The 21209-nt window shown below is 68.9% G+C and carries 17 protein-coding genes and 1 pseudogene; 4 read left to right on the forward strand and 14 right to left on the reverse strand.

Annotation, left to right across the window (positions count from 1 at the left end; translation table 11 throughout):
• Positions 1–36 precede the first annotated feature (36 nt).
• From OG876_RS10035 to kdpF, 6 genes are read right to left on the reverse strand one after another with little or no spacing between them, the layout of a single operon-like run.
• On the reverse strand, positions 37–714 hold the full coding sequence (locus OG876_RS10035; protein ID WP_328524523.1) for a response regulator: 678 nt from the start codon (positions 712–714) through the stop codon (positions 37–39).
• The gene (locus tag OG876_RS10040; protein WP_442914115.1) at positions 711–3317 is read right to left on the reverse strand and encodes a DUF4118 domain-containing protein; all 2607 of its coding nucleotides are present in this window, start codon (positions 3315–3317) and stop codon (positions 711–713) included. The genes OG876_RS10035 and OG876_RS10040 overlap by 4 nt, the downstream gene beginning before the upstream one ends.
• Positions 3318–3334: 17 nt before the next feature.
• A complete protein-coding gene (kdpC, locus tag OG876_RS10045; protein WP_328524524.1) occupies positions 3335–3967 on the reverse strand; it encodes a K(+)-transporting ATPase subunit C in 633 nt (210 codons plus the stop codon).
• Positions 3968–3980: 13 nt separating this feature from the next.
• Entirely contained in the window at positions 3981–6017 is a 2037-nt protein-coding gene (kdpB, locus tag OG876_RS10050; protein WP_442914166.1) for a potassium-transporting ATPase subunit KdpB, read from the reverse strand.
• Between the two features lie 50 nt (positions 6018–6067).
• Positions 6068–7729, reverse strand: coding sequence for a potassium-transporting ATPase subunit KdpA (kdpA, locus tag OG876_RS10055; protein WP_328524525.1), 1662 nt, complete (start codon positions 7727–7729; stop codon positions 6068–6070).
• Complete coding sequence (kdpF, locus tag OG876_RS10060; RefSeq protein WP_328524526.1) at positions 7729–7818, reverse strand: K(+)-transporting ATPase subunit F; 90 nt, start codon at positions 7816–7818, stop codon at positions 7729–7731. The genes kdpA and kdpF overlap by 1 nt, the downstream gene beginning before the upstream one ends.
• A gap of 304 nt (positions 7819–8122) precedes the next feature.
• Between kdpF and OG876_RS10065 the strand changes: the two genes are divergently transcribed.
• A complete protein-coding gene (locus OG876_RS10065) occupies positions 8123–8734 on the forward strand; it encodes a hypothetical protein (RefSeq protein ID WP_328526884.1) in 612 nt (203 codons plus the stop codon).
• On the opposite strand, the pseudogene OG876_RS10070 reads toward OG876_RS10065, so the two are convergent.
• Together OG876_RS10070 and OG876_RS10075 are read right to left on the reverse strand one after the other, a co-directional pair.
• Positions 8731–9545, reverse strand: a pseudogene (locus OG876_RS10070) (PhzF family phenazine biosynthesis protein). The gene OG876_RS10065 and the pseudogene OG876_RS10070 overlap by 4 nt on opposite strands.
• Before the next feature lie 56 nt (positions 9546–9601).
• Positions 9602–9997, reverse strand: coding sequence for a RidA family protein (locus OG876_RS10075; protein ID WP_328524528.1), 396 nt, complete (start codon positions 9995–9997; stop codon positions 9602–9604).
• A gap of 133 nt (positions 9998–10130) precedes the next feature.
• Between OG876_RS10075 and OG876_RS10080 the strand changes: the two genes are divergently transcribed.
• Positions 10131–11234, forward strand: coding sequence for a TIGR03118 family protein (locus OG876_RS10080; protein ID WP_328524529.1), 1104 nt, complete (start codon positions 10131–10133; stop codon positions 11232–11234).
• On the opposite strand, the gene OG876_RS10085 is transcribed toward OG876_RS10080, so the two are convergent.
• The 3 genes from OG876_RS10085 to OG876_RS10095 are packed head-to-tail and all read right to left on the reverse strand — an operon-like array spanning position 11231 to position 13622.
• Complete coding sequence (locus OG876_RS10085; RefSeq protein ID WP_328524530.1) at positions 11231–12109, reverse strand: bifunctional helix-turn-helix transcriptional regulator/GNAT family N-acetyltransferase; 879 nt, start codon at positions 12107–12109, stop codon at positions 11231–11233. The two genes, OG876_RS10080 and OG876_RS10085, sit on opposite strands and share 4 nt — an antisense overlap.
• 50 nt (positions 12110–12159) lie before the next feature.
• The gene (locus OG876_RS10090) at positions 12160–12720 is read right to left on the reverse strand and encodes a cysteine dioxygenase (RefSeq protein WP_328524531.1); all 561 of its coding nucleotides are present in this window, start codon (positions 12718–12720) and stop codon (positions 12160–12162) included.
• Complete coding sequence (locus OG876_RS10095) at positions 12717–13622, reverse strand: amidohydrolase family protein (RefSeq protein ID WP_328524532.1); 906 nt, start codon at positions 13620–13622, stop codon at positions 12717–12719. The genes OG876_RS10090 and OG876_RS10095 overlap by 4 nt, the downstream gene beginning before the upstream one ends.
• Before the next feature lie 116 nt (positions 13623–13738).
• Here OG876_RS10095 and OG876_RS10100 point away from each other — a divergent pair, with 116 nt between their 5' ends.
• Positions 13739–14746 (forward strand): LacI family DNA-binding transcriptional regulator, encoded by a 1008-nt coding sequence (locus tag OG876_RS10100; protein WP_328524533.1) that lies wholly within the window; start codon positions 13739–13741, stop codon positions 14744–14746.
• Positions 14747–14870: 124 nt separating this feature from the next.
• On the opposite strand, the gene OG876_RS10105 is transcribed toward OG876_RS10100, so the two are convergent.
• Positions 14871–15701 (reverse strand): SDR family NAD(P)-dependent oxidoreductase, encoded by an 831-nt coding sequence (locus tag OG876_RS10105; RefSeq protein WP_328524534.1) that lies wholly within the window; start codon positions 15699–15701, stop codon positions 14871–14873.
• 123 nt (positions 15702–15824) lie between these two features.
• On the opposite strand from OG876_RS10105, the gene OG876_RS10110 reads away from it, so the two are divergent.
• Positions 15825–16367 (forward strand): helix-turn-helix transcriptional regulator, encoded by a 543-nt coding sequence (locus OG876_RS10110; RefSeq protein ID WP_328524535.1) that lies wholly within the window; start codon positions 15825–15827, stop codon positions 16365–16367.
• A 54-nt stretch (positions 16368–16421) separates the two neighbouring features.
• Here the strand turns inward: OG876_RS10110 and OG876_RS10115 are convergent, their stop codons facing one another.
• Both OG876_RS10115 and OG876_RS10120 read right to left on the reverse strand, forming a co-directional pair.
• Entirely contained in the window at positions 16422–19349 is a 2928-nt protein-coding gene (locus tag OG876_RS10115) for a M36 family metallopeptidase (RefSeq protein ID WP_328524536.1), read from the reverse strand.
• A 266-nt stretch (positions 19350–19615) separates the two neighbouring features.
• Positions 19616–20812 carry a S53 family peptidase gene (locus OG876_RS10120; protein ID WP_328524537.1) on the reverse strand — a complete coding sequence of 399 codons (1197 nt, stop codon included), beginning with the start codon at positions 20810–20812 and terminating at the stop codon, positions 19616–19618.
• Between the last annotated feature and the right edge of the window lie 397 nt (positions 20813–21209).

The raw sequence follows: 21209 nt of genomic DNA on the forward strand, positions 1-21209 counted from the left end.
TCAGTGATCCCACTACCTCCTGTCCTTAGGTACGGATCAGGGCTCGAAGCGGTAGCCCATGCCTGGTTCGGTGAGGAGGTGCTTGGGGCGGGCCGGGTCTTCTTCGAGTTTGCGGCGGAGCTGGCCCATGTAGAAGCGCAGGTTGCCGCTGGCGGTTTCGTAGCCGGGGCCCCACACCTCGGTCAGGAGCTGGCGTTGCGACATCAGCTTGCCGGGGTGGCGGATCAGGACCTCGAGCAGGTGCCACTCGGTCGGGGTGAGGCGGATGTCCTCGCCGGTCTCGAGAGTGACCCGCTTCGCCGCCAGGTCGACGGTGGCGCCGCCGACCGTCACCACCGGCTGGTCCTGCGCGATGTTGCTCCGGCGGAGTACGGCGCGCATCCGCGCCAGCAGCTCGTCGATCCCGAACGGTTTGGTCACGTAGTCGTCCGCGCCGGCGTCCAGCGCCTCGACCTTGTCGGTGCTGTCGGTGCGCCCGGACAGCACCAGGATCGGCGCCTCGGTCCAGCCGCGCAGGCCGCGGATCACGTCGACACCGTCGAAGTCCGGCAATCCCAGGTCGAGGATCACCAGCTCCGGCGGGTGCTGCGCCGCCACCTTCAGGGCCGACGTACCGGTGCCGGCCAGATGCACCTCGTAGCCGCGCGCCTTCAGGTTGATCTGCAAAGCCCGGACGATCTGCGGTTCGTCGTCGATCACCAGGACCCTGGTCATTCCTGCCCCTCTGACATCTGTGGTATCTCCGGCTGAGGTACTTCGGACCGTTCGCGGGCGCCCGGGACCGGCGCGTCGGCCGGTCGCAGGGTGGCGGCCGGCATCGCCACCACCATGGTGAGCCCGCCGCCCGGGGTGTCCTCGGGCTGCAGCGTGCCGTGCATCGCCTCGGTCAGACCGCGGGCCAGCGCCAGCCCGAGGCCGACGCCGACCGTGTTGTCCGTGTCGCCGAGCCGCTGGAACGGCGCGAACACCCGGTCCCGGTCCTCCCGCGGGATCCCCGGTCCACGGTCGATCACCCGGATCTCGACGGTGTCGCCGAGCGCGCTGCCAGTAATCAGCGGCGGCCGTCCGGGCGGCGAGTAGCGAAGCGCGTTGGCCAGGAGGTTCGCGATCACGCGCTCCAGCAGCGCGGGGTCCGCCTCGACCAGCGGCAGCGTGTGCGGGATGTCCACCGTCACTTTGTCACTGTCGTCACCCAGCTCTGCCAGCACACCGGGCAAGACCTCGTCCAGAGCCATCGGCCGGGTGAAGACGGGCAGGACCCGGGCCTGCAGGCGACTGAGGTCTAGCAAGTTGTCCACGAGTCGCGACAACCGGTCCAACGACTCGTCCGCCGTTTCCAGCAGCTCCTCGCGCTCGGAATCGCTCCACTCCACGTCGTCACTGCGCAGGCTGGTCACCGACGCCTTGGCCGACGCCAGCGGGGACCGGAGATCGTGGCTGACCGCACGAAGAAGCGCCGTCCGCAGCTTGTCGGCTTCGGCCAGCGGCTTCGCCTCGGCGGCGGCCTCGCTCAGCCGGGCCCGGTCCACCAGCGCGGCCGCGTGCGCGGCGAACGCCCCGACCAGCCGCCGCTCGTCCGCGGCCAGCTGATGGCCTTGCAGAACGAGGACCAGGTCGTCGCGGGCCGGGACCTCGGCGTCGGCTTCCTCCGGCCGGCTGCACGTCAGCGTGCCGGCCGAGGCCAGCGGGCGCCAGACCTCGGTCAGCTCGTCGTCGTCCACCCGCTCCATCAGGCAGGCTCCGGTCATCCCGAAGGCCTCGCGGACCCGTTCGAGCAGGGCGGGCAGGGCGGTCTCGCCACGCAGCACGGAGCCGGCCAGCGTCGCCAGCGTCTCGGATTCCGCAGCCGCACGGGCCGCCTGTCTGGTCCGACGGGCCGCCCGGTCGACGACCGAGCTCACCATCGCCGCGACCAGCACGAAGATCGCCAGCGCGAGCGCATTGTTCAGCTCCGCGATGGTGAACGTCCGGGTCGGCGGTGTGAAGAAGTAGTTCAGTACGACGGTGCCCCCGATCGCGGTGAGCAACGCAGGCCAGAGCCCACCGACCAACGCAACCACGACGACGGCCAGCAGGAACGCAAGTACGTTGCTGGTCAGGTTGAGGTTGTCCCCGCCCAGACCAAGGAGCAGCGCGAGCAGTGGCGGCAGGACGACGGCCAGGATGAAGCCCTCGATCTTCCGGCGCCGTGACAGGCTGCCGCGCAACCGGGGCAGCCGGCCGCGGCCCATCAACGAGTGCGTGACGATGTGTACGTCGATGTCGCCGGAGTCGCGGATCGTGCCGGACCCGATCCCCGGGCCGGTGATCAGGGACGACAGCCGCGACCTCCGCGAGCCGCCGAGGACCAACTGGGTCGCGTTCTCGGCGCGGGCGAAGGTCAGCAGCGCGGCCGGGATGTCGTCGCCGACCACCTGGTGATAGGTCCCACCGAGGCTTTCGACCAGATTGCGCTGGTCGGCGAGGCGCTTCGGGTCGGCGCCGGTGAGACCGTCGGAGCGGGCGACGTGAACGGCGAGCAGGTCCCCGCCGGAGGAGCGGGCGGCGATGCGGGCGGCACGCCGGATCAGGGTCTCGCCTTCGGGGCCGCCGGTAAGTGCAACCACCACTCGTTCCCTGGCTTCCCAGGTCGAGTCGATGTCATGTTGGGCACGGTACTGCTGCAGGCCGGCGTCCACCCGGTCGGCAAGCCAGAGCAGCGCGAGTTCGCGCAGGGCGGACAGGTTGCCGACGCGGAAATAGTTGCCCAGGGCAGCATCGATCTTGTCCGCCGTGTAGACGTTGCCGTGGGCCATCCGGCGGCGCAGCGCCTCCGGGGTCATGTCGACCAGTTCGATCTGGTCGGCGGCCCGGACCACGCGGTCCGGGACGGTCTCCTGCTGTGGTACGCCGGTGATCTTCTCGACCACGTCGTTGATCGACTCGAGGTGCTGGATGTTGACCGCCGAGATCACGTCGATCCCGGCGGACAGCAGCTCCTCGATGTCCTGCCAGCGCTTCTCGTTCCGGCTGCCCGGCACGTTGGTGTGCGCCAGTTCGTCGACCAGCGCCACCTCCGGCCGCCGGGCCAGCACGGCGTCGATGTCCATCTCGGTGAAGCTCGCGCCGCGGTAGTCCAGGATCCGGCGGGGTATCACCTCGAGACCCTGCATCATCTCGGCGGTGTGCTCACGGCCGTGGGTCTCCACGAATCCGACCACCACGTCGGTGCCCCGGGTCAGCCGTCGCTGACCCTCGCCCAGCATCTTGTAGGTCTTCCCTACGCCGGGCGCGGCACCCAGGTAGATCCGCAGATGCCCACGGCCGCTCTTACTCATACCCCCATGCTCTCAGTTCAGCCCAGCGCCGCTAGGGCGTTGTTGAGCTTCACCACGTTGACGCGGGGTTCACCCAGGAAGCCCAGGGTGCGACCCTCCGTGTTCTCCTTCACCAGTTGCTGGACCTTGGCCACGTCCAGGCCACGCTCCCGCGCCACCCGGTTGACCTGCAGAGCGGCGTACGCCGGGCTGATGTGCGGGTCCAGACCGCTGCCGCTGGCCGTCACCGCGTCCGGCGGGACCTGCGACGGGTCGACACCCTCGAGCGCCGCGACAGCCTTGCGCCGCTCGTCGATCAGCGCGACCAGGTCGGCGTTGTTCGGCCCGTACTGCGAGGCCGCGCTGCCCATCGCGTCGTAGTCGACCGCGGACGGCCGGGTCTGGAACCACTTCGGGTCCGCGACCATGATCGCGTTGCCGTCGGAGTCCTTCTTGCCGCTGTCCTGGGTGTACGCCTGGCCGATCAGGTCGGAGGACGTGTCCTTGCCGTTGACCTGGACGATCGAGCCGTTCGCGTTGCCGTGGAACAGCACCTGGGAAACACCGGTCATCACCAGCGGGTACGCGATGCCGAGGATGACGGTGAGCACGAGCACTGCCCGGATCGCCACCCCGAACTGCCGGACCGAGCCGGGGAGATTGCTTGCCATGAACAACTACCTTTCAGCGGATGCCCGGGATCAAGGAGATCACCAGGTCCAGGAGTTTGATGCCGATGAACGGGGAGATGAGGCCACCGACGCCGTAGATCAGCAGGTTGCGCCGCAGCATCGCGGACGCCGACGACGGCTTGTACTGCACACCCCGCAGGGCGAGCGGTACCAGGGCCACGATCACCAGTGCGTTGAACACGACCGCGGACAGAATCGCCGACTCGGGCGAGTACAGGTGCATGATGTTCAGCTTGTCCAGGCCCGGGTAGGCCGCGGCGAACAGAGCCGGCAGGATCGCGAAGTACTTGGCCACGTCGTTCGCGATCGAGAACGTGGTCAGCGAACCCCGGGTGATCAGCAACTGCTTGCCGATCTCGACGATCTCGATCAACTTGGTCGGGTTGGAGTCGAGGTCGACCATGTTGCCGGCCTCCTTGGCGGCCGACGTACCGGAGTTCATCGCCACACCGACATCGGCCTGCGCCAGCGCCGGGGCGTCGTTCGTCCCGTCACCGGTCATCGCGACCAGCCGGCCGCCCTCCTGCTCCTTCTTGATCAGCGCCATCTTGTCCTCGGGCGTTGCCTCGGCCAGGAAGTCGTCGACTCCGGCCTCCTCGGCGATCGCCTTCGCGGTCAGCTGGTTGTCACCGGTGATCATCACGGTCCGGATGCCCATCGCGCGCATCTGGTCGAACCGCTCCCGCATGCCTTCCTTGACCACGTCCTTGAGGTGGATCACGCCGAGCGGGCGCGCCGTCCCGTCGATGCTCTCGGCAACGACCAGCGGCGTACCACCGGAGGCCGAGATGCCGTCGACGATCTCGCCGAGCTGCGGGTCGGTCGTGCCGCCCTGCTGGTTGATCCAGGCGTTCACCGCACCGGCCGCACCCTTGCGGACGTGCCGGCCGTCCACGTCCACACCGCTCATCCGGGTCTGCGCGGTGAACTGCACGAAGGTTGCATGCGGCAACTCTCCGGTGTGCCGCTCGCGCAGTCCGTAGCCGGTCTTCGCCAGTACGACGATCGACCGGCCCTCCGGAGTCTCGTCGGCCAGGCTGGACAGCTGGGCCGCGTCGGCCAGCTCGGTGTCGGACACGCCCTGGACCGGAATGAACTCCGACGCCTGCCGGTTGCCCAGCGTGATGGTGCCGGTCTTGTCGAGCAGCAGGGTGTTCACGTCGCCCGCGGCCTCGACCGCACGACCCGACATGGCCAGCACGTTGCGCTGGACCAGCCGGTCCATCCCGGCGATGCCGATCGCGGACAGCAGTGCACCGATCGTGGTCGGGATCAGGCAGACCAGCAGGGCCACCAGGATCACGATGTTCAGGTTCGTGTGCGCGTAGTTCGCGAACGTCGGCAGCGTCACCGTGGCGATCAGGAACACGATGGTCAGGCTGGCCAGCAGGATGTTCAGCGCGATCTCGTTCGGCGTCTTCTGCCGCGACGCGCCCTCGACCAGCGCGATCATCCGGTCGATGAAGCTCTCACCCGGCTTGGTGGTGATCTTCACGACGATCCGGTCCGACAACACCTTGGTGCCGCCGGTGACCGCACTGCGGTCGCCGCCGGACTCCCGGATGACCGGGGCGGACTCGCCCGTGATGGCGGACTCGTCGACACTGGCGACACCCTCGATGACGTCACCGTCGCCGGGGATGATCTGGCCGGCCTCGACGACGACGAGGTCGCCGAGCTGCAGCTGGGTCGCCGGCACCATTTCCTCGCGTTCACCGACCAGTCGCCGGGCGGTCGTCTCGGTCTTGGCCCGCCGCAGCGTCTCGGCCTGGGCCTTGCCCCGGCCTTCCGCGACCGCCTCCGCCAGGTTGGCGAAGACCACGGTCAGCCAGAGCCAGACCACCACCCACCAGACGAAGACGCTGGAGTCGGTGACGGCGATGATCGTCGACGCGACCGCGCCGACCTCGACCACGAACATCACCGGGTTCTTCACCATCACCCGCGGATCGAGCTTGCGCAGCGCGTCCGGCAGGGAGGTCCAGAGCATCCGTGGGTCGAACAGGCCCGACGGCGCCTTCTTCGCCACCGTCCCCGGGTCCTTCTTGGCACCCGGCGAGGGGGTCTTCACGAGCGTGGTCACAGTCCCTCCGCAAGAGGTCCGAGAGTAAGAGCGGGGAAATAGGTCAGGCCGGTCACGATCAGGACGACGCCGACGAGCATCGTCACGAACAGGGCCTTGTGGGTGGGCAGCGTGCCCTGCGTCACCGGCACCGGCTGCTGCTGGGCGAGCGAGCCGGCCAGGGCCAGCGCGAGCACGATCGGCACGAACCGGCCGAACAGCATCACCAGCCCGAGAGCGGTGTTGTAGAACGGGATGTTCGCGCTGAGACCGCCGAACGCACTGCCGTTGTTGTTGCCGGCCGAGGTGAACGCGTACAGCACTTCCGAGAACCCGTGGGGGCTGTCGGTGTTGAAGATCGAGGCACGCGCCACGGCAAGCCCCATCGCCAGCGACGCACCGACCAGTACGACGGCCGGCGTCGTGAGGATGTAGAGCGAGACCAGCTTCATCTCGCGGGCGGTGATCTTCTTCTTCAGGTACTCCGGCGTCCGGCCGACCATCAGGCCGGCGACGAATACCGCCAGGACGGCGAGGATGAGCATGCCGTAGAGACCCGTACCGGTACCACCGGGTGAGACCTCACCGAGCATCATGTGGAACAGGACGGTGCCGCCACCGAGTGGTGTGAACGAGTCATGCGCCGCGTTCACGGCACCGGTCGACGTACCCGTCGTGGACGCCCCGAACAAGGCCGAGGCCCAGATGCCGAAGCGGGTCTCCTTGCCCTCCAACGCGGCACCCGCCGCGTGCGTCGCCGTACCGGCGCCCAGGTTTTCGAAGAGGGTGGCGGAGAAGGCGAAGGCGGCCCACAGGACACCCATCACGCCGAGGATCGCGTAGCCCTGCTTCTTGTCCTTGACCATCAGGCCGAAGGTCCGGGTCAGGCAGACCGGGATCAGCAGCAGCAGGAAGATCTCGAACAGGTTCGACAGCGGGTTCGGGTTCTCGAACGGGTGGCCCGAGTTGGCGTTGTAGAAACCGCCACCGTTCGTGCCGAGCTCCTTGATGACCTCCTGGCTGGCCACCGGCCCGCCCGGGATGGTCTGGGTCTGGCCGACCACCGAGGTGACCTCGTGCCCACCGGAGAAGTTCTGTACGACGCCCATCGCGACCAGCACCAGCGTGCCGATGATGGCGATCGGCAGCAGGATCCGCAGCGAGGTCCGGGTCAGGTCGACCCAGAAGTTGCCGATCCGGTCGGTCTTGGCCCGGGAGAAGCCGCGGATCAGGGCGATCGCGACGACGATGCCAACGGCCGCGGACACGAAGTTCTGCACCGCGAGGCCGGCGAACTGGACCAGGTGGCCCATCGTCACCTCGGGCGAGTACGACTGCCAGTTGGTGTTCGTCACGAACGACGCGGCGGTGTTCCAGGCCAGCCCCGACTCCACGTTCGGCAGCCCGAGCGACAGCGGCAGGTAGTGCTGCAGGCGCTGGAGCAGGTAGAGCAGGACCAGGCTGACGGCGGAGAACGCGATCAGCGACCGCGCGTAGACGCCCCAGGTCTGGTCGGCCTTCGAGTCGACCCCGAAGAGCTTGTAGGTGCCGCGCTCGATCGCCAGGTCCTTGTCGGACGAGTAGACCCGGGCCATGTACCCGCCCAGCGGCCGGTAGACGGCGGCCAGGAGCACGAGCAGGAGGCCGACCTGCAACAGGCCGGCTGCGGTGTCGGACATCAGAACCTCTCGGGGAAGATCAGGGCGGCGACCAAGTAGAGGATCAGGGCCGCGGCGACCACCAGGCCGGCGATGTTCTCGGCGCTCACAGCTTCTCCACTCCACGCAGCGCGAACCAGATGGCCGCGAACACGACGACGGTGACGACCAGATAGATGACGTCAGTCATGACGCCACCACCTCACGGCAAAAGTGCTCATGAGTTCACTGCACACCGCTCACTGCCTGGTCAGGAGTGTTCTCACAGGCCTCTCACACCCGCTGACAGACCTCTCACAGGCTTCTCACAGGTAGCTCATTGCTGGCAGAAACTTCGCGAGAGCGCCGCCAGTCCGCATACTTACGCGTGGCAATCACAGCCCACGGACAAGGGAAGAACACCTAGTGACCGACATGGACATCGCCCCCGCCGAGCAGTTCTTCTCCACGGAGACCCGGGACGCACTCGCCGAGGCGAGCCGCAAGCTCGCCGAGCGCCTCCAGGCCCACACCGAGGCCCTGCTCGCGATGACCGGCGACGAGGAGCAGGCCGCGCTCTACGAGCAGAACACCGCACTCGAGGAACTCGTCGAGGACTGGAACGACGCCGTCTTCGAGCACACCGGTACGGCGCCACTCCTGCTGGACGACGCGGTCGACGAAGAGGACGACGAGGACACCGAGCAGGACCAGGTGATCAGCGTGGTGTCGCGGTTCGACCTGCGCGTGATCGACCTGGACGCGCTGCTCGAGGCCGGCCGGGCAGCACAGGAACGGCACCCGGCCGAACTGGACGAGGCCGTCGAGCAGGATCCGGTCGACTCCGCCGAGCAGGCCATCTACGAGATCAGCCGCGAGGTCGGGGAGGCGTGGTTCGAGCTCCCGGGCATCGAGATGGTGGCCGGCGCCCGCGCGTACGTCGTACCGGAGCACCCGTTCGAGCCGCTGGACGCGGACGCCGAGGACGTCGTCACCGAACTCATAGCCCCGAACGGCGTGGCCACCCACGCGGAAACTTGGGCCTAGACCAGTAAGTCACCGTCGAGTGTGGTGATCGCCTGACCACTCAGGTGGACGCGATCGCCGACGGTGGCGACGCGGACGACACCGCCTCGGGCGGACGCCTGGAATCCGACCAGTTCGTTCCGTCCGAGGCGCTCGGCCCAGTACGGCGCCAACGCGGTGTGCGCGCTGCCACAGACCGGGTCCTCCGGGATCCCGGCGGCCGGAGCGAAGAACCGCGACACGAAATCGAAGCCGGAGTCCGCGGGGCGGTCACGATCGTGCCCCGGTTCCGCTCGCGCTGATTGATCGCCTTCACCTGACCCAGGTCCGGCGCCAGCGCGCGGAGCGCCGACTCGTCGGGCAGGACGACGAACACGTCGGTCAGCGCGCCCGTGCTGTGCACACTGACCGGCTCGACCCCGAGCGCCGCGATCAAGCCCGCCGGCGCCTCCGCCTCGACCGGTCGGTTGACCGGGAAGTCGAGGGTGATCCAACCGTCGTCGACCGAAGCTGTCAGCACCCCGCTCCGGGTCAAGAAGCCCACCTTGCCGCTGGCCAGCCCGTCCGACAGCAGCGCGTGCGTCGTCGCCAGGGTCGCGTGACCACACAGGTCCACCTCGATCGTCGGTGTGAACCAGCGAAGCTCCCACTCCGCGTCACCACCCGGAGACGGCTTCACGAACGCGGTCTCGGCGTGCTGCAGCTCCGCCGCGACCGACTGCATCCAGGCGGCCTCGGGCCAGGCCCCGGCGGGCAGTACACAGACACCCGCTGGGTTCCCGGTGAAGGGACGATCGGCGAACGCGTCGACTACCCGGATTCTCATGCTCATCACGCTAAGACGGCGTACGCACGCTTTCCATAGCCACTCGGCGCGCGGTGGACCGGTCAGGCCATGGCGACGGCGTCGATCTCGAGTAGCCAGTTCTCGGCGTAGATGTCGCAGATGATGACGGTGAGGGCCGGCACGTGCTGGCCGAGCACCTCCTCGCGGATCTTCGAGTTCAGCGCCCGGTACTGCCGGTCGGACAGGTACGTCGTCACCTTCACCAGGTTCCGGATCCCCATGCCGGCCTCGGCCAGCACCGACAGCACGTTCCGCCAGACCATCCGGCACTGTGCCTCGAACGTCTCCGGCACCCGGCCGTGCTCGTTGCCCCACGGCACTTGTCCGCTGACGAACACCATCCGCTGGGCTCCGTCCACCTGGACGCCGTGCGCGTAGTTGCCGGTCGCCGGCGGCAGGATCTCCGGATTCAACGGCTCGATCGCAAGTCCTGACATGTACTCCCCCTCCTACTCACCAGTGCATTCCCCACCCCGAGTTCTCCGCCATGTTTACCCTGCGGCGATTGAACCGCCTACCCCACCCACCCGTATCGATGGTGTTCCACATCCAGATGGAGGGGAAAGAGTCATGCCGCTTCTCGCCAAGAGCCGTCCACTCGCCATGACGACCGCGCTCATCGGCGGTCTCGCGCTGATCGCGCCGTCCACGGCCAGCGCCCACCAGTCCCACCACCACCCACTCGCCGTACAGCAGGTCAACCTGGTCTCGGACCAGAAGGGCAAGGCCTCGCTCCAGGACGACGACCTGGTGAACCCGTGGGGTCTGTCGCTCGGCGCGACGACGCCGCTGTGGGTGTCCAACAACGGTACGTCGTCGTCCACGCTGTACTCGACCGCGCCAGGCTCGACCACCGCGAGCAAGGTGCAGACAGTCCGGGTGGACGTGCCGGTTCCGACCGGGCAGGTCAACAACCCCGGCACCGGGTTCGTGATCACCAACGGGACGGTGAGCACGCCGGCCCGGTTCATCTTCGCCACCGAGACCGGACAGATCGCCGCCTGGGCTCCGCCGGTCACTCCGGCGATCGGCGCCGCCCAGATCAAGGCCACCACCCCCGGCGCCATCTACAAGGGCTTGGCGATCGCGACAACCGGAGCAGGGGACCGGTTGTACGCCGCCAACTTCACCCAACGCCGGATCGATGTCTTCGACACCACGTTCACCCTGGTGAAGAAGCCGCGGTGGGCGTTCCGGGACTTCCACCTGCCGAAGGGGTTCGGACCGTTCAACGTGCAGACGCTCAACGGCCGGATCTTCGTCGCCTACGCCAAGGTGAACCCGAAGACCGGTGACGAGATCGCCGGCCGCGGCCTCGGGTTCGTCGACGAGTTCACCGTGGACGGAAGGCTGGTCGCCCGCGTCGCGTCGCGCGGCACGCTGAACGCTCCTTGGGGTCTGGCGTTCGCGCCGGCCGCGTGGGGTCAGCCGGCCGGCACTCTCCTGGTCGGCAACTTCGGGGACGGCCGGATCAACATCTTCCAGCCGAAGTCCCACGGCGGGTACAAGTTCGCCGGTCAGGTCCGCAACACGCGCGGCAAGACGCTCGTGATCGACGGCCTCTGGGCGCTCCTCCAGGGCACCGCCACCACCGGCGGGACGGACTCGCTGTTCTTCTCCGCCGGGCCGGACGAGGAGTCCCACGGCCTCCTCGGCGTACTCCGGGTTCACTAGGAAAGAAGGGATTTCTCGAACCAGTGGTGGGCGTAGGGCTCGGTGTTGAAGGCCGGCACCTCCCGGTAGCCCGCGGCGCGGTACAGGGCGATCGCCTCGGTCAGGTTGCGGTTGGTTTCCAGCCGTACGGCGGGGGCACCGTGGGCGATCGCCTCGCGCTCGAGCTCGGTCAGCAGCCGGCGCCCGAGCCCGAGGCCCCGCGCCTCAGGTGAGACCCACATCCGTTTGATCTCGGCCGGCTCGGCACCGTGCAGCTTCAACCCGCCGCAGCCGACCGGCTCGGTACGGAGTGTTGCCATTAGCAACAATCCGGCGGGCAACGTCAACTCGGCGTTGTCCGCCGAGATGCTGCGGGTGTGATCGAACCCGGCGTCGAACCTCCGGCCGAGCTCGGCGAAGTACGACTGCACGCAGTACTGCGCGTCCGGCCGCCGCGGATCGACCACCCCGACGCGCACCATCGACGCGGTCAGCAACCGCGACACCTCGTCCATCGCGGCGACCAGCCGCTCCTGCTGCCGCTCACTCAACGGCTCCAGGATCGACACCGCCAGTTCGTCCGACCGCCGATCCAGCACCTCCCGCTCGGCGACACCCGCCTTCGTCAGGCGCGCGATCCGGACCCGCCCGTCGCCACCGCTCCGTTCGACCCGGACCAGCCCACTGCTCTCCAGCGATCGCAGCAGCCGGCTCAGATACCCCGAGTCCAGCTCGAGCCGGGCCCGCAGCGACCTGACATCACACCCGTCGAGCCCGATCTCCCACAACACCCGGTCCAGCCCCAACGACCGCCCCCGAGCCAGATAGGTCTCCTGCAACGCCCCCACCCGCTGCGTAACCACCCGATTGAACCGCCGAACCCCACCAATCTCCATTCTCTGACTTTAGTCAGAGATCCAGGATCGCGTCGACCGGGTCCGATCACTCAGTCGAGGGGGCGGAGTTCATCGGCGTAGGAGACGGAGATCCGGCGGAGGACGCCGTCCTTCACCGAGTACTGGCCCATGCGCCACAGGGGTGGGCTGTAGGCGTGGACGGTGACGCTGCCCTTGTCGAGGCCGGTGAGGCGGTGGATGTGGTCGGGGCCGAAGCCGTAGACGTCGCCGGCCTCCACCTCGGTCTCGACCGACTCGGTGCCGATGGCCAGGTTGTGCTCGACCAGCTTGCCCTTGGCCACCGCGACCGCTCCGGACGAGACGTCGTGGTCGTGCCAGCCGGTGTCGTTGACCGGGGTCCAGCAGATCAGCCAGACGTCGACGTTCGCGTCCCGGTGCAGCGAGGCGAACACCCGCTCCTCGTCGCTGTAGGCGACCTTGTCCTCCCACAGCTGCGGCTGCGCGGCGATCGACGCGGCCAGCTCGGCCAGCTCGGCGGGATCGAGGTCGCGGCCCGGAAGGTCGTCCAGCGACAGACAGTTGTTGAGCTCCACGAGCCGGCTGGCTTGGCGCGCGGGCACCGGAACGTCGGTGATGGGCTGAGCAGTCACTGCACTCCCCTCTCAGGAGTCGGTGTACCGGCGCCGAACAGCAGCCGGTGTGGATTGTCGTGGCGGATCACCGCGGTCGCGGCGCCGCCTTGGCGGAGGTCGGTGATCCCGGCGTACGGCCGGTCGGTGCCGTGCACGACCTGGTCGATGCCGAGGACCCTTGCGACCGCGTCGATCCCCTGCGGGCCGTAGCTCGAGGTGTCGACGTACAGATTCGGGTCGATGGTGCCGAGCCGGCCGCCGCGCGCGGCCAGCCGCTCGTGGTGCACCGGCGCCAGCCCCGCCGCGGCCGCGAAGCACAGCCGCAAGGCCGGGTACGAGCGTCGCCCGCCGAACGCATGCCATGACCACCAAGCGGCCTGCAACTGGCTCGTGTAATCGACCACCGGCGCCCACCAGCACAGCGCCTCGTCGACCGGCTGAGCCACACCCGGGTGGACGAGGATCGGCTTGTTCAGTCGCTCGACCGCAGCAAGCAACTCACCCAGCGCGGCCCACCCGGCCGGCGTGCCGAGCACATGGGCAGGCAACTGCAGCCCGAGAAAACCCTTGTCCAGAAGGGATTCCAGACCCTCGACATCAGGGTCGAGCAGATCGACGGCCGCCCAGGCCTTGAACGGCGCCGGGAACTCCACGGCCCCGGCGTGCCAGGCATCGAGCAGCGCGGCGTCCCCGAGATGCTCGATCCCGAGCGGACTCGACAGCGAGACCACGGCGAGTTTCGTCCCACTGTCCTGCTCCAGCGCGACCCGCTTGTCGACCGCGTGCGCGGCCGGATCCACGTCGTACGGCGCCTCGCTCGCGGTGTGGAGCGTCCAGCCGTCGAGGTACGGCGGCTCGGAGCGGGCCCGGAGGCGGTCGACGAACCCGACCGGCCACAGATGCTGGTGGACGTCGATCATCGGACCCTCCCCCCAGCGATCTGATCAAATTGAAGCGCTTCAGGATGAGTAGAGTGAAGCGCTTCAATGGTCCTCTTGTCAAGCTTTTGTCCGAGGTCTGCCCTAAGGTCGTGGACATGTCCGGAACCGGCCGGAGGCCAACCCTCAAGGACATCGCCGCCGAGACCGGGCTCTCGATGGCCGCTGTGTCGTACGCTTTGCGCGGCCTGCACGGAACGCCGGAGACCAGGCAGCGGGTCCAGGACGCCGCCGACCGCCTCGGCTACCAGGCCGACCCGGTCGCCCGGGCCCTCGCCTCGGGCCGCAGCGGTTCGATCGGAGTGCTCTGCGCGTCGCTGGAGGATCTCTGGCAGCAGCGGCTCGCGGCCGCCCTCGGCCGGGAGTTGCTCGCCCCGGACCGGAACGCGTGGATCATCGACTCGGCCGGCGACGCCGACCGCCAGCTCGAGCTGGCCCAGCACCTGGTCGACCACCGCGCCGACGCGATCGTGGTGGTCCCGATCAATCCGGCCGCGAAGGGCTGGGCCGAGATCGCCCGGCAGACGCCGGTGGTCGCGATCGGCGACGCGCTGCCGGGCGCGAAGGCGAAGTCCGAGGTCATGCTCGACAACGAGAGTGGTGTCAGCACGGCCCTGCGCCGGTTGGCCGACGCCGGCCACCGGCAGATCGCCGTACTGAGTCCGACCCGCCGCTTCGAGGTGGAGCGGCCGGCCGAGGGGATCGCCCAGCGCGTCGGCGTCGACCTCAAGCTGGAGATCCGCATCCTGCAATGCCCACACGACCTGGCCGGCGCGACCGAGGTCGCCAGAACCCTGCTCACCAGCGCCCGGCGCCCGACCGGCATCCTCGCGCTCGCCGACTCGATGGCCTTTGGTGTGTACGCCGCCAGCCGCGAGCTCGGCCTCCGCGTCCCGGACGACCTCTCCCTGCTCGGGTACGACGACCAGCCGGTGTCGCAGCTGCTCACGCCGCCACTGTCCACCTTCCACTGGCCGCTCGACGAGCTGGTCGCCGACGTCGTCGCCCGCGTCACCTCGACCGTCGACACCAACCGCCGGGTCCGCCGGACCACGATCGCGCCGGTCCTGATCGAGCGCGGCTCGGTCGCCGCCCCGCCCGGCTGAGCGGGACGGCGACGGTCGAGCGGCAACATCCACACCGCGAAACTAGACTAATTCACTACACTTACTTCCCGTTGTCCACGATGTGGGCCCTCCTTGGTAACGGGCCCGAGCTGGACGATCGTCTTCACGGCCTGATGCCGTTCAGGCCGAGGGCGCCGGTCAGAACCCGGTCGCGCAGGCCCGCGGGGAGTTTGGTGAGGACGGCACCCAGCGTGCGGGTGTCGCCGATGCTGTAGCGGCGCTTCGGCCGCGAGGCCTCGACGGCACGAACGATGACCTCGGCAACCTTGTCGACCGGCCCGGGCTTGAAGCGCGCACTGGCCTTCTCGTACGCCGCAAGATGTCCTCGATAGAGCGCCACCTGATCAGCCCCGATCCGCCCCTGCGCCGCCCGCTCGGCCTCCCCGGCCTTCGCGAAGATCGCCGTCTCGGTGGACCCCGGCTCGATCATCACGACCGGGATGTCCCAGGCGGCGAGCTCCAGCCGGAGCGCGTTCGACAACGCCTCCAGACCGGCCTTGCTCGCGGACAGCGCACCGAGCAGCGGGAACGCGATCCGCCCGGTCGCCGCACCCACGTTGATGATCCGCCCGGCGCCCGCGCGCACCAGCGGCAGGAACTCCCGGACCACGGACGCCGGCCCCAGCGTGTTCACCTCGAGCTGCCGCCGCCACTCGTCGGCCGGTACCAGTTCGAGCGGCCCCTGCACGATCACCCCCGCGTTGTTGATCACCGCCCGCAGCCCGTCGACCTCCCCCGCGACGCGCTTGGCCGCCGCGGCGACGCTCTCCGGATCCGCCACATCCAGCGGGACCACGTGAACCCCCTCCCCGAAGTCGGCCGGCCCGCGCGCCCCGGCGTACACGGTGAACCCGCGACGCCGGAGCAGCTCGACCGTCGCCGTCCCGATGCCGCCGGTCGAACCGGTGATGAGTACCGCCCGTCTGTCCGCCATATCGACTCCCTCACGCCGTGATGTTCCATAGGACATGTCCCTAGGGACATAAGCGAGCATGCACATGTCCGCAGGGACATGTCAAGATGCTTCTGGACGTACGACGCGATGCGAGGAGACGGCATGTCGTTGCGGCACGGGCTGCTCGGGCTGCTCGCCGAGGGACCGGCGAGCGGCTACGACCTGGCCCGCCGGTTCACCGAGGTGCTCGGATCGATCTGGCCGGCCCAGCACCCGAAGATCTACGCCGAGCTCGGCAAGCTCGCGGCCGAGGGCCTGGTCGAGGTCGAGAGCGAGGGACCGCGGCGGCGGAAGGCGTACCGGATCACCGATGCCGGGGTGGCGGAGGTCAAGCGCTGGCTGACCGAGGTCGACGTCGACCACACCATGCGTCTGCAGCCTCTGCTGCGATCACTGTTCTTCTGGCTGATGGACACCGTCGATCTGCAGCGTCACCTCCAGGCGGAGGCGCGGTATTACCGGGACCTGGCCGAGCAGTACCGCGTCCTCGCAGAGGCCAAGGACCGTGGCGACTTCGGCTACAGCCCGCAGACTCAGTCCCTGCGCGTAACCGTCGAGGCCGCCATCCGCCTCTATACCTCCCTCGCGGACTGGGCCGACTGGGCCCAAACCGTGCCACCGGCCGCGCCGTCCACCGACCGCTGAAACGCCGGAAGGCCGGCCGAGCGGGTGCTCGGCCGGCCTTCGCGGGAGGGGCTGTTACTTGGTGCCGAAGACCTGCAGTTCGGTCATGTCGGTGAACTGGCAGCCACCGAACGCACCGGCCGGGCAGTTGTTCTCGAAGTCCGGGACCTGCGGGCTGAGCATCCAGAACCGCACGTACTGAACCCCGGTCGCGTTGCCGGTCGGGGTGACCAGGTTGTACTTACCGCGGTTGGCGGCCGTGAACTCGCCGGTCTGGGCGACCGACCAGGCGGTGCCGTCGACCGAGGTCTCGATCCGGTACTTCCCGGTCGATGCGCTGCCCGGGTCGCCACAGGTGTTCGACGGGTCGACGTTGAAGGCGCTGATGTTCACCTTTGCCGGCAGCTTGATGTCGACGTGCTTGTCGATCATCTTGTTGGTCGGCGTGCCGGCGTCGTCACCGGTGGTGCTGCCCCAGCCGGTGCCCTGCGCGTTGTCGATCGCACCCGCCGGGCCACAGCCGAAGTCGCTGAAGTCCGGCCCGTTGAAGCCGGCCACCGTACCGCCGCCGGAGGCCGCGGCCCAGTTGCGGCGGGGGACGAAGTCCGCCTTGGCGCCGGGGCTGACCTTGACTGGCTGGACGATGAGCTCGTAGCCCGGAGCGGCCACCACGACCTTCGGGTACGTGCCCGGGGCGACACCGGTGATGGTGTACTTGCCGGTCGCGTCGGTCGAGGCGGCGTAGTCGCCGGCGTAGCCGGACGAGTGACCGCCGATGTAGACGAGCGCGCCGGCTACCGGAGCGCCGGTGTCCTTGTCCTTCACGGTGCCGGTCAGGGACGTGGTCGCACCTGTCGGCGGCTTGTGGAAGTCCTCGGCCGGGAAGGCGTCGCCGCCGTCGACGACACCGGCGTACCAGCCCATGCCGCGGTTGGCGAAGACGGTCCAGATGATGTCGGCGTTCTTGCCGCCGCTGGCGACCAGGTCGGCCTGCACGATCGCGTTGCGCATGTCGAGCATGGTCGGGTCGGCCGGCGACAGCTCCATCGCGCGGGTGATGATGCTCATCGCGTAGCTGCGGCCGAAGCGCTCCCGCAGGTCCCACAGCGTCTGCGCCCAGACCTCACCGGAGGCGTGCACCTCAGGTGTGCCGCCGATGGTCGGGAAGTCGGCGTAGGTGTAGCCGCCCTTCGAGCCGTCGGGCTGGATGCAGTTCGCGCTGACCGCCTTGACCCGGCAGTCGATCGCCTGGGTGCGGAACAGCTCACCGTGGGCGACGTACTTGCCCTCGAGCACCTCGCCCGGTGCGGTGGTGTCCTTCTCCAGGCCGTGCGAGACCAGGTAGTCCATCGCGTAGAAGTCGCTCCACGCCTCGCCCATCGAGCCGGCCTGGATGCTGTTCAGCGTGCTGTTGCCGGTGGCGTCGACGACCAGGCGGTTGGACAGACCGTGGGTGTACTCGTGGTACAGCACGCTCGCGTCGTTCGCGCCGCTGGCCGGAACGAACGGGTCCTGCTCGTCGGTCGCGCCGGGCTGGTGCCACAGGTACATCTGCATGGTCGGCGGGGTGCCGTCCGGCGGAGTGGACATGTTGGCGTTGTCGATGTGGTTCGCGTCCGGGCCGCCGTTCGCCGCGGTCGCCGCGCCGTCCAGCGCGTTCAGCAGCACCGGGTCGCGGCCTGCGGCGTCGAACGAACCGGCCGCCGGGGTGAAGCTGATCGGCGGCTTGGCCAGCCAGTCGTGGAAGTTGCTGGCCAGGTAGAACGCGTTGGTGACGTCCTGGTTCATGTTCGTCTTCCAGGAGTCCGGCTTGGCCGGGTCCCAGGTGCAGACGAAGGTCGCCGAGCAGAACGAGGAGGAGTTGTTCTGGAACGGCACCAACTTGTACTCGGCGCCGGTCTTCGTGCCGGGCACCTTGACCGTCTCACCGGCGTTCGGCTGGTTGTCGTCGTTCACGTCCGCCCAGGCCGCGACCGACGTACCGTCGAGGAGGGTCTTGGCGTTCTTCGGCAGCCACTTGTTGAAGATCAGGTTCTCGACCCGCTGGGTGCCGCCCTTGGCCGCGCCCGGGTAGTTGTCCTGGACCAGCGCGTCGCCGTTGCCCTCGCTGACCAGGTCCTTGCGGTAGAGCAGGCTGCCGGTCTGGGCGTCGATCACGTGGTTGTAGATCTTCATGCCGCCGGCGTTGACGTAGGTCAGCCAGCCCTTGCGCAGCCCGTCGGCGGTATGGAACCACACCTGCTTCGCGGTGTCGCCGTTGCTCCACTGGGTGCTGACGCCGGACGCCTTCGCGGTGGCGGACTTCGGCGTACTGCCGAGGTCCTCGGCAGCCGCGGTGCGGGCCGCGGCGGCGGTCACCTTCGGCGCGGCCGCGGCGGCCTCGGCCTGGGCGGTGAGACCGGCGACCGGCGAGCCCATGACCGAGATCAGCTGGCCGTTCTTGGTGACGTTGGCCTTCAGGCCGTTGCCGAACACCTCGACACCGTCGACCACCTGCGACCAGAACACGTGGTGGGTGCCCAGGTCGTCGACGTAGTCCTTGCGCAGCTTCAGCGTGGCCAGGTCGGCGTCGGAGAGCTTGAAGACCTCCGGGTGCGCCTTCACGTAGCCGAGCGCGACGTCCGGCGCCTTCTTCGCGCTCTTGCCGGTCAGGAAACCGTTGAGCTTGGTGACCTGGGCCGGGGTGCCGGTGTTCGGGTCGAGCTCGACGACGCCCTGGGTGCCGAGCGAGTTGCGGAACTTCTCCGAGGCCGCGGTCTCCTTGCCGGCCACCTTGGCGGCGCGGGCGTTGGTGACCTTGGCGCTCGGCGTCCGGGCGTCGTAGTTGCCCTTCCGCTCCTTACTCGACGCGTTCTCGGACTGGGCCGCCTTGCCCTTGCCCTCGCCCGGTCCGGCGGTCTGGGCGGCGGTGGCGCCACCGGCGGCCGTCACGGCCAGCACGGTGGCGGCGGAGACGGCGGTGGTGACTGCTAGGAGCCCCCGCCCTCTGCGTGATGTTGTCACAGCAAATCTCCATGGAGTTCGTGTATGCGGGTCGCCCTCCACGACCCGTCCGGGGGCGACCTTAGGCGGGCAAGCGCTCGCTGGGAAGGGAAATCACCGGAATGACGTGGAGACGAGGGTTGTCCTTCGTGCCCGGAAGAGTACTAGGAGCGACAGGCCAACAGTCGCACCCAGCCACCAACCCACCGCGGCGTGTGTCGCCGCGGCGGTGGTGGACCTGGTTGGAACGGGCGAACCCCAATCGCGGTAGGGGTCCGCCCGTTCGATCAGAAGGCGCCGGCGCCGTTCGGGGTGCCGAGGCCGGTCGGGCCGTCCCAGCCGGTGCGTGCGTTGCACCATTGGGTCGTCGGGCAGGAGCCGTTGCTCCCGCTCGTCACGTCGAACAGCGAGCCCGGGTGCGCGTACGGCAGCGCGTTCGCGTAGCCGCTGGTGTTGCCGGACAGCGCGTAGACCGCGGCGATGATCGGGGCGGCCTCACTGGTGCCACCGAACTGCGCCCAGGTCGACGCCGTCTTGCTCGTCGGGTAGTAGATCGCCATGCCGCCCTTGCCCGGGTCCGCGGCCGCGGACACGTCCGCCATCGCCCGCTTCGAGCAGCCGGTGTTGAACGACGACGCGGCGCTCAGTGCGGTGTTGTACGTCGAGCAGCCCGAACCGGCACCGCTCCACACGGTCTCGCTCCACCCGCGTGAGTTGCTGGCGGCAACAAGCGACGTACCGCCGACGGCCGTCGTGTACGACGAGGACGCCGGGTAGCTGCCACCCTGGTAGCCGTTGTCACCGGTCGACGCGGTGACGGCGATGCCGGGGTGGTTGTAATAGGTGCCGTACGTCGCGTCGGACGCGTCACCACCGCCGTAGCTGTTCGAGATCGCGACCACACCGGCCTGCTTGGACGCGGTCACCACGGCCGTGCCGAGGTCGGCGAAGCTGGCCGAGTTGGCCTGTACGACGACGATCTTCGCGTCGGGCGCCGCGGCCGAGACCGCGTCGACGTCGAGCGCCTGCTCACCGGCCCAGCCCGCGTTGAACCTCGGCAGCGAGGTCCCGCCGGTCTGGTTGATGACCCGCAGGCAGCCGTTGGCCGTCGTACACGCGGACAGGCCGAACTGGGAGCGGTAGACGCCGAGGTCGCGCTCCAGGTTCGGGTAGCCGTACGCATCGACGATCGCGACCGTCCGGCCGCCGGCGCTCAGGCCGTTCAGCTTGTAGGCGTCGCGCAGGCCCGCTGGGGTGAGCCCGGTCGACGGCGGCGTGGTGGAGGCCGGTGCGACACCTTTGTCGTTCACCAGTTTGATGGCGTTGCAGGCCGCGGTGTGCGCGGCCTTCGGGGCCGAGCAGACCTTGGCGGCGTGCTTCCCGGCGGTGTACGGGGTGGGGGCGGCGATGGCCCCTTGGGCGGTCAGTCCCGCGACGGCTAGTGCGCCGGCGCCCAGGGCGGACACGAGAATCCGTTGCCTCAACAGAACTCCTCGAGCTGGGCAGGCCTCCGCCCCAGTTCCCTTTGCGGTGGGGCGGAGACCGGCGTGGGTGGGTTCCAAAGATCGTCCGTCCGCAGCACCGCCCGAGGCCAGCGATCGGCACCCTGACAAATGTCATGGGTGCACCCATGACAACGGCCCTTACCGAGCCCGATTTTCCGCGCGCACACGCGGTCCGCCACCCCCCGCCGACCCCCGAAGGTTCCCCCCTGAGTTTCAGCCTCCTGACCCTTGAGACGGTTTCGGCCGCCCTGCAGAAATCGATTCCCATGTCGGAGGTCTCCGATGGAACCGCTACCACGGAACGCGCTGCGACCCGTTCAACCCGATCGAGTGCGGCGACCACTACATCCGCAACGCCGCCCGCTGGTCCGGGCAC

It is taken from the genome of Kribbella sp. NBC_00359 (assembly GCF_036097425.1).
In the GTDB taxonomy this organism is placed as follows: Bacteria; Actinomycetota; Actinomycetes; order Propionibacteriales; family Kribbellaceae; genus Kribbella.

Excerpts from the sequence above, each read along its gene's own strand:
- OG876_RS10095 (WP_328524532.1), bottom strand. The coding sequence starts at position 13,622 with ATGATCGACGTCCACCAGCATCTGTGGCCGGTCGGGTTCGTCGACCGC.
- OG876_RS10110 (WP_328524535.1), top strand. The coding sequence starts at position 15,825 with ATGTCGTTGCGGCACGGGCTGCTCGGGCTGCTCGCCGAGGGACCGGCG.
- OG876_RS10040 (WP_442914115.1), bottom strand. The coding sequence starts at position 3,317 with ATGAGTAAGAGCGGCCGTGGGCATCTGCGGATCTACCTGGGTGCCGCG.
- OG876_RS10100 (WP_328524533.1), top strand. The coding sequence starts at position 13,739 with ATGTCCGGAACCGGCCGGAGGCCAACCCTCAAGGACATCGCCGCCGAG.
- OG876_RS10080 (WP_328524529.1), top strand. The coding sequence starts at position 10,131 with ATGCCGCTTCTCGCCAAGAGCCGTCCACTCGCCATGACGACCGCGCTC.
- OG876_RS10065 (WP_328526884.1), top strand. The coding sequence starts at position 8,123 with ATGGACATCGCCCCCGCCGAGCAGTTCTTCTCCACGGAGACCCGGGAC.
- OG876_RS10075 (WP_328524528.1), bottom strand. The coding sequence starts at position 9,997 with ATGTCAGGACTTGCGATCGAGCCGTTGAATCCGGAGATCCTGCCGCCG.
- OG876_RS10085 (WP_328524530.1), bottom strand. The coding sequence starts at position 12,109 with ATGGAGATTGGTGGGGTTCGGCGGTTCAATCGGGTGGTTACGCAGCGG.
- OG876_RS10105 (WP_328524534.1), bottom strand. The coding sequence starts at position 15,701 with ATGGCGGACAGACGGGCGGTACTCATCACCGGTTCGACCGGCGGCATC.
- kdpC (WP_328524524.1), bottom strand. The coding sequence starts at position 3,967 with ATGGCAAGCAATCTCCCCGGCTCGGTCCGGCAGTTCGGGGTGGCGATC.
- OG876_RS10035 (WP_328524523.1), bottom strand. The coding sequence starts at position 714 with ATGACCAGGGTCCTGGTGATCGACGACGAACCGCAGATCGTCCGGGCT.
- kdpA (WP_328524525.1), bottom strand. The coding sequence starts at position 7,729 with ATGTCCGACACCGCAGCCGGCCTGTTGCAGGTCGGCCTCCTGCTCGTG.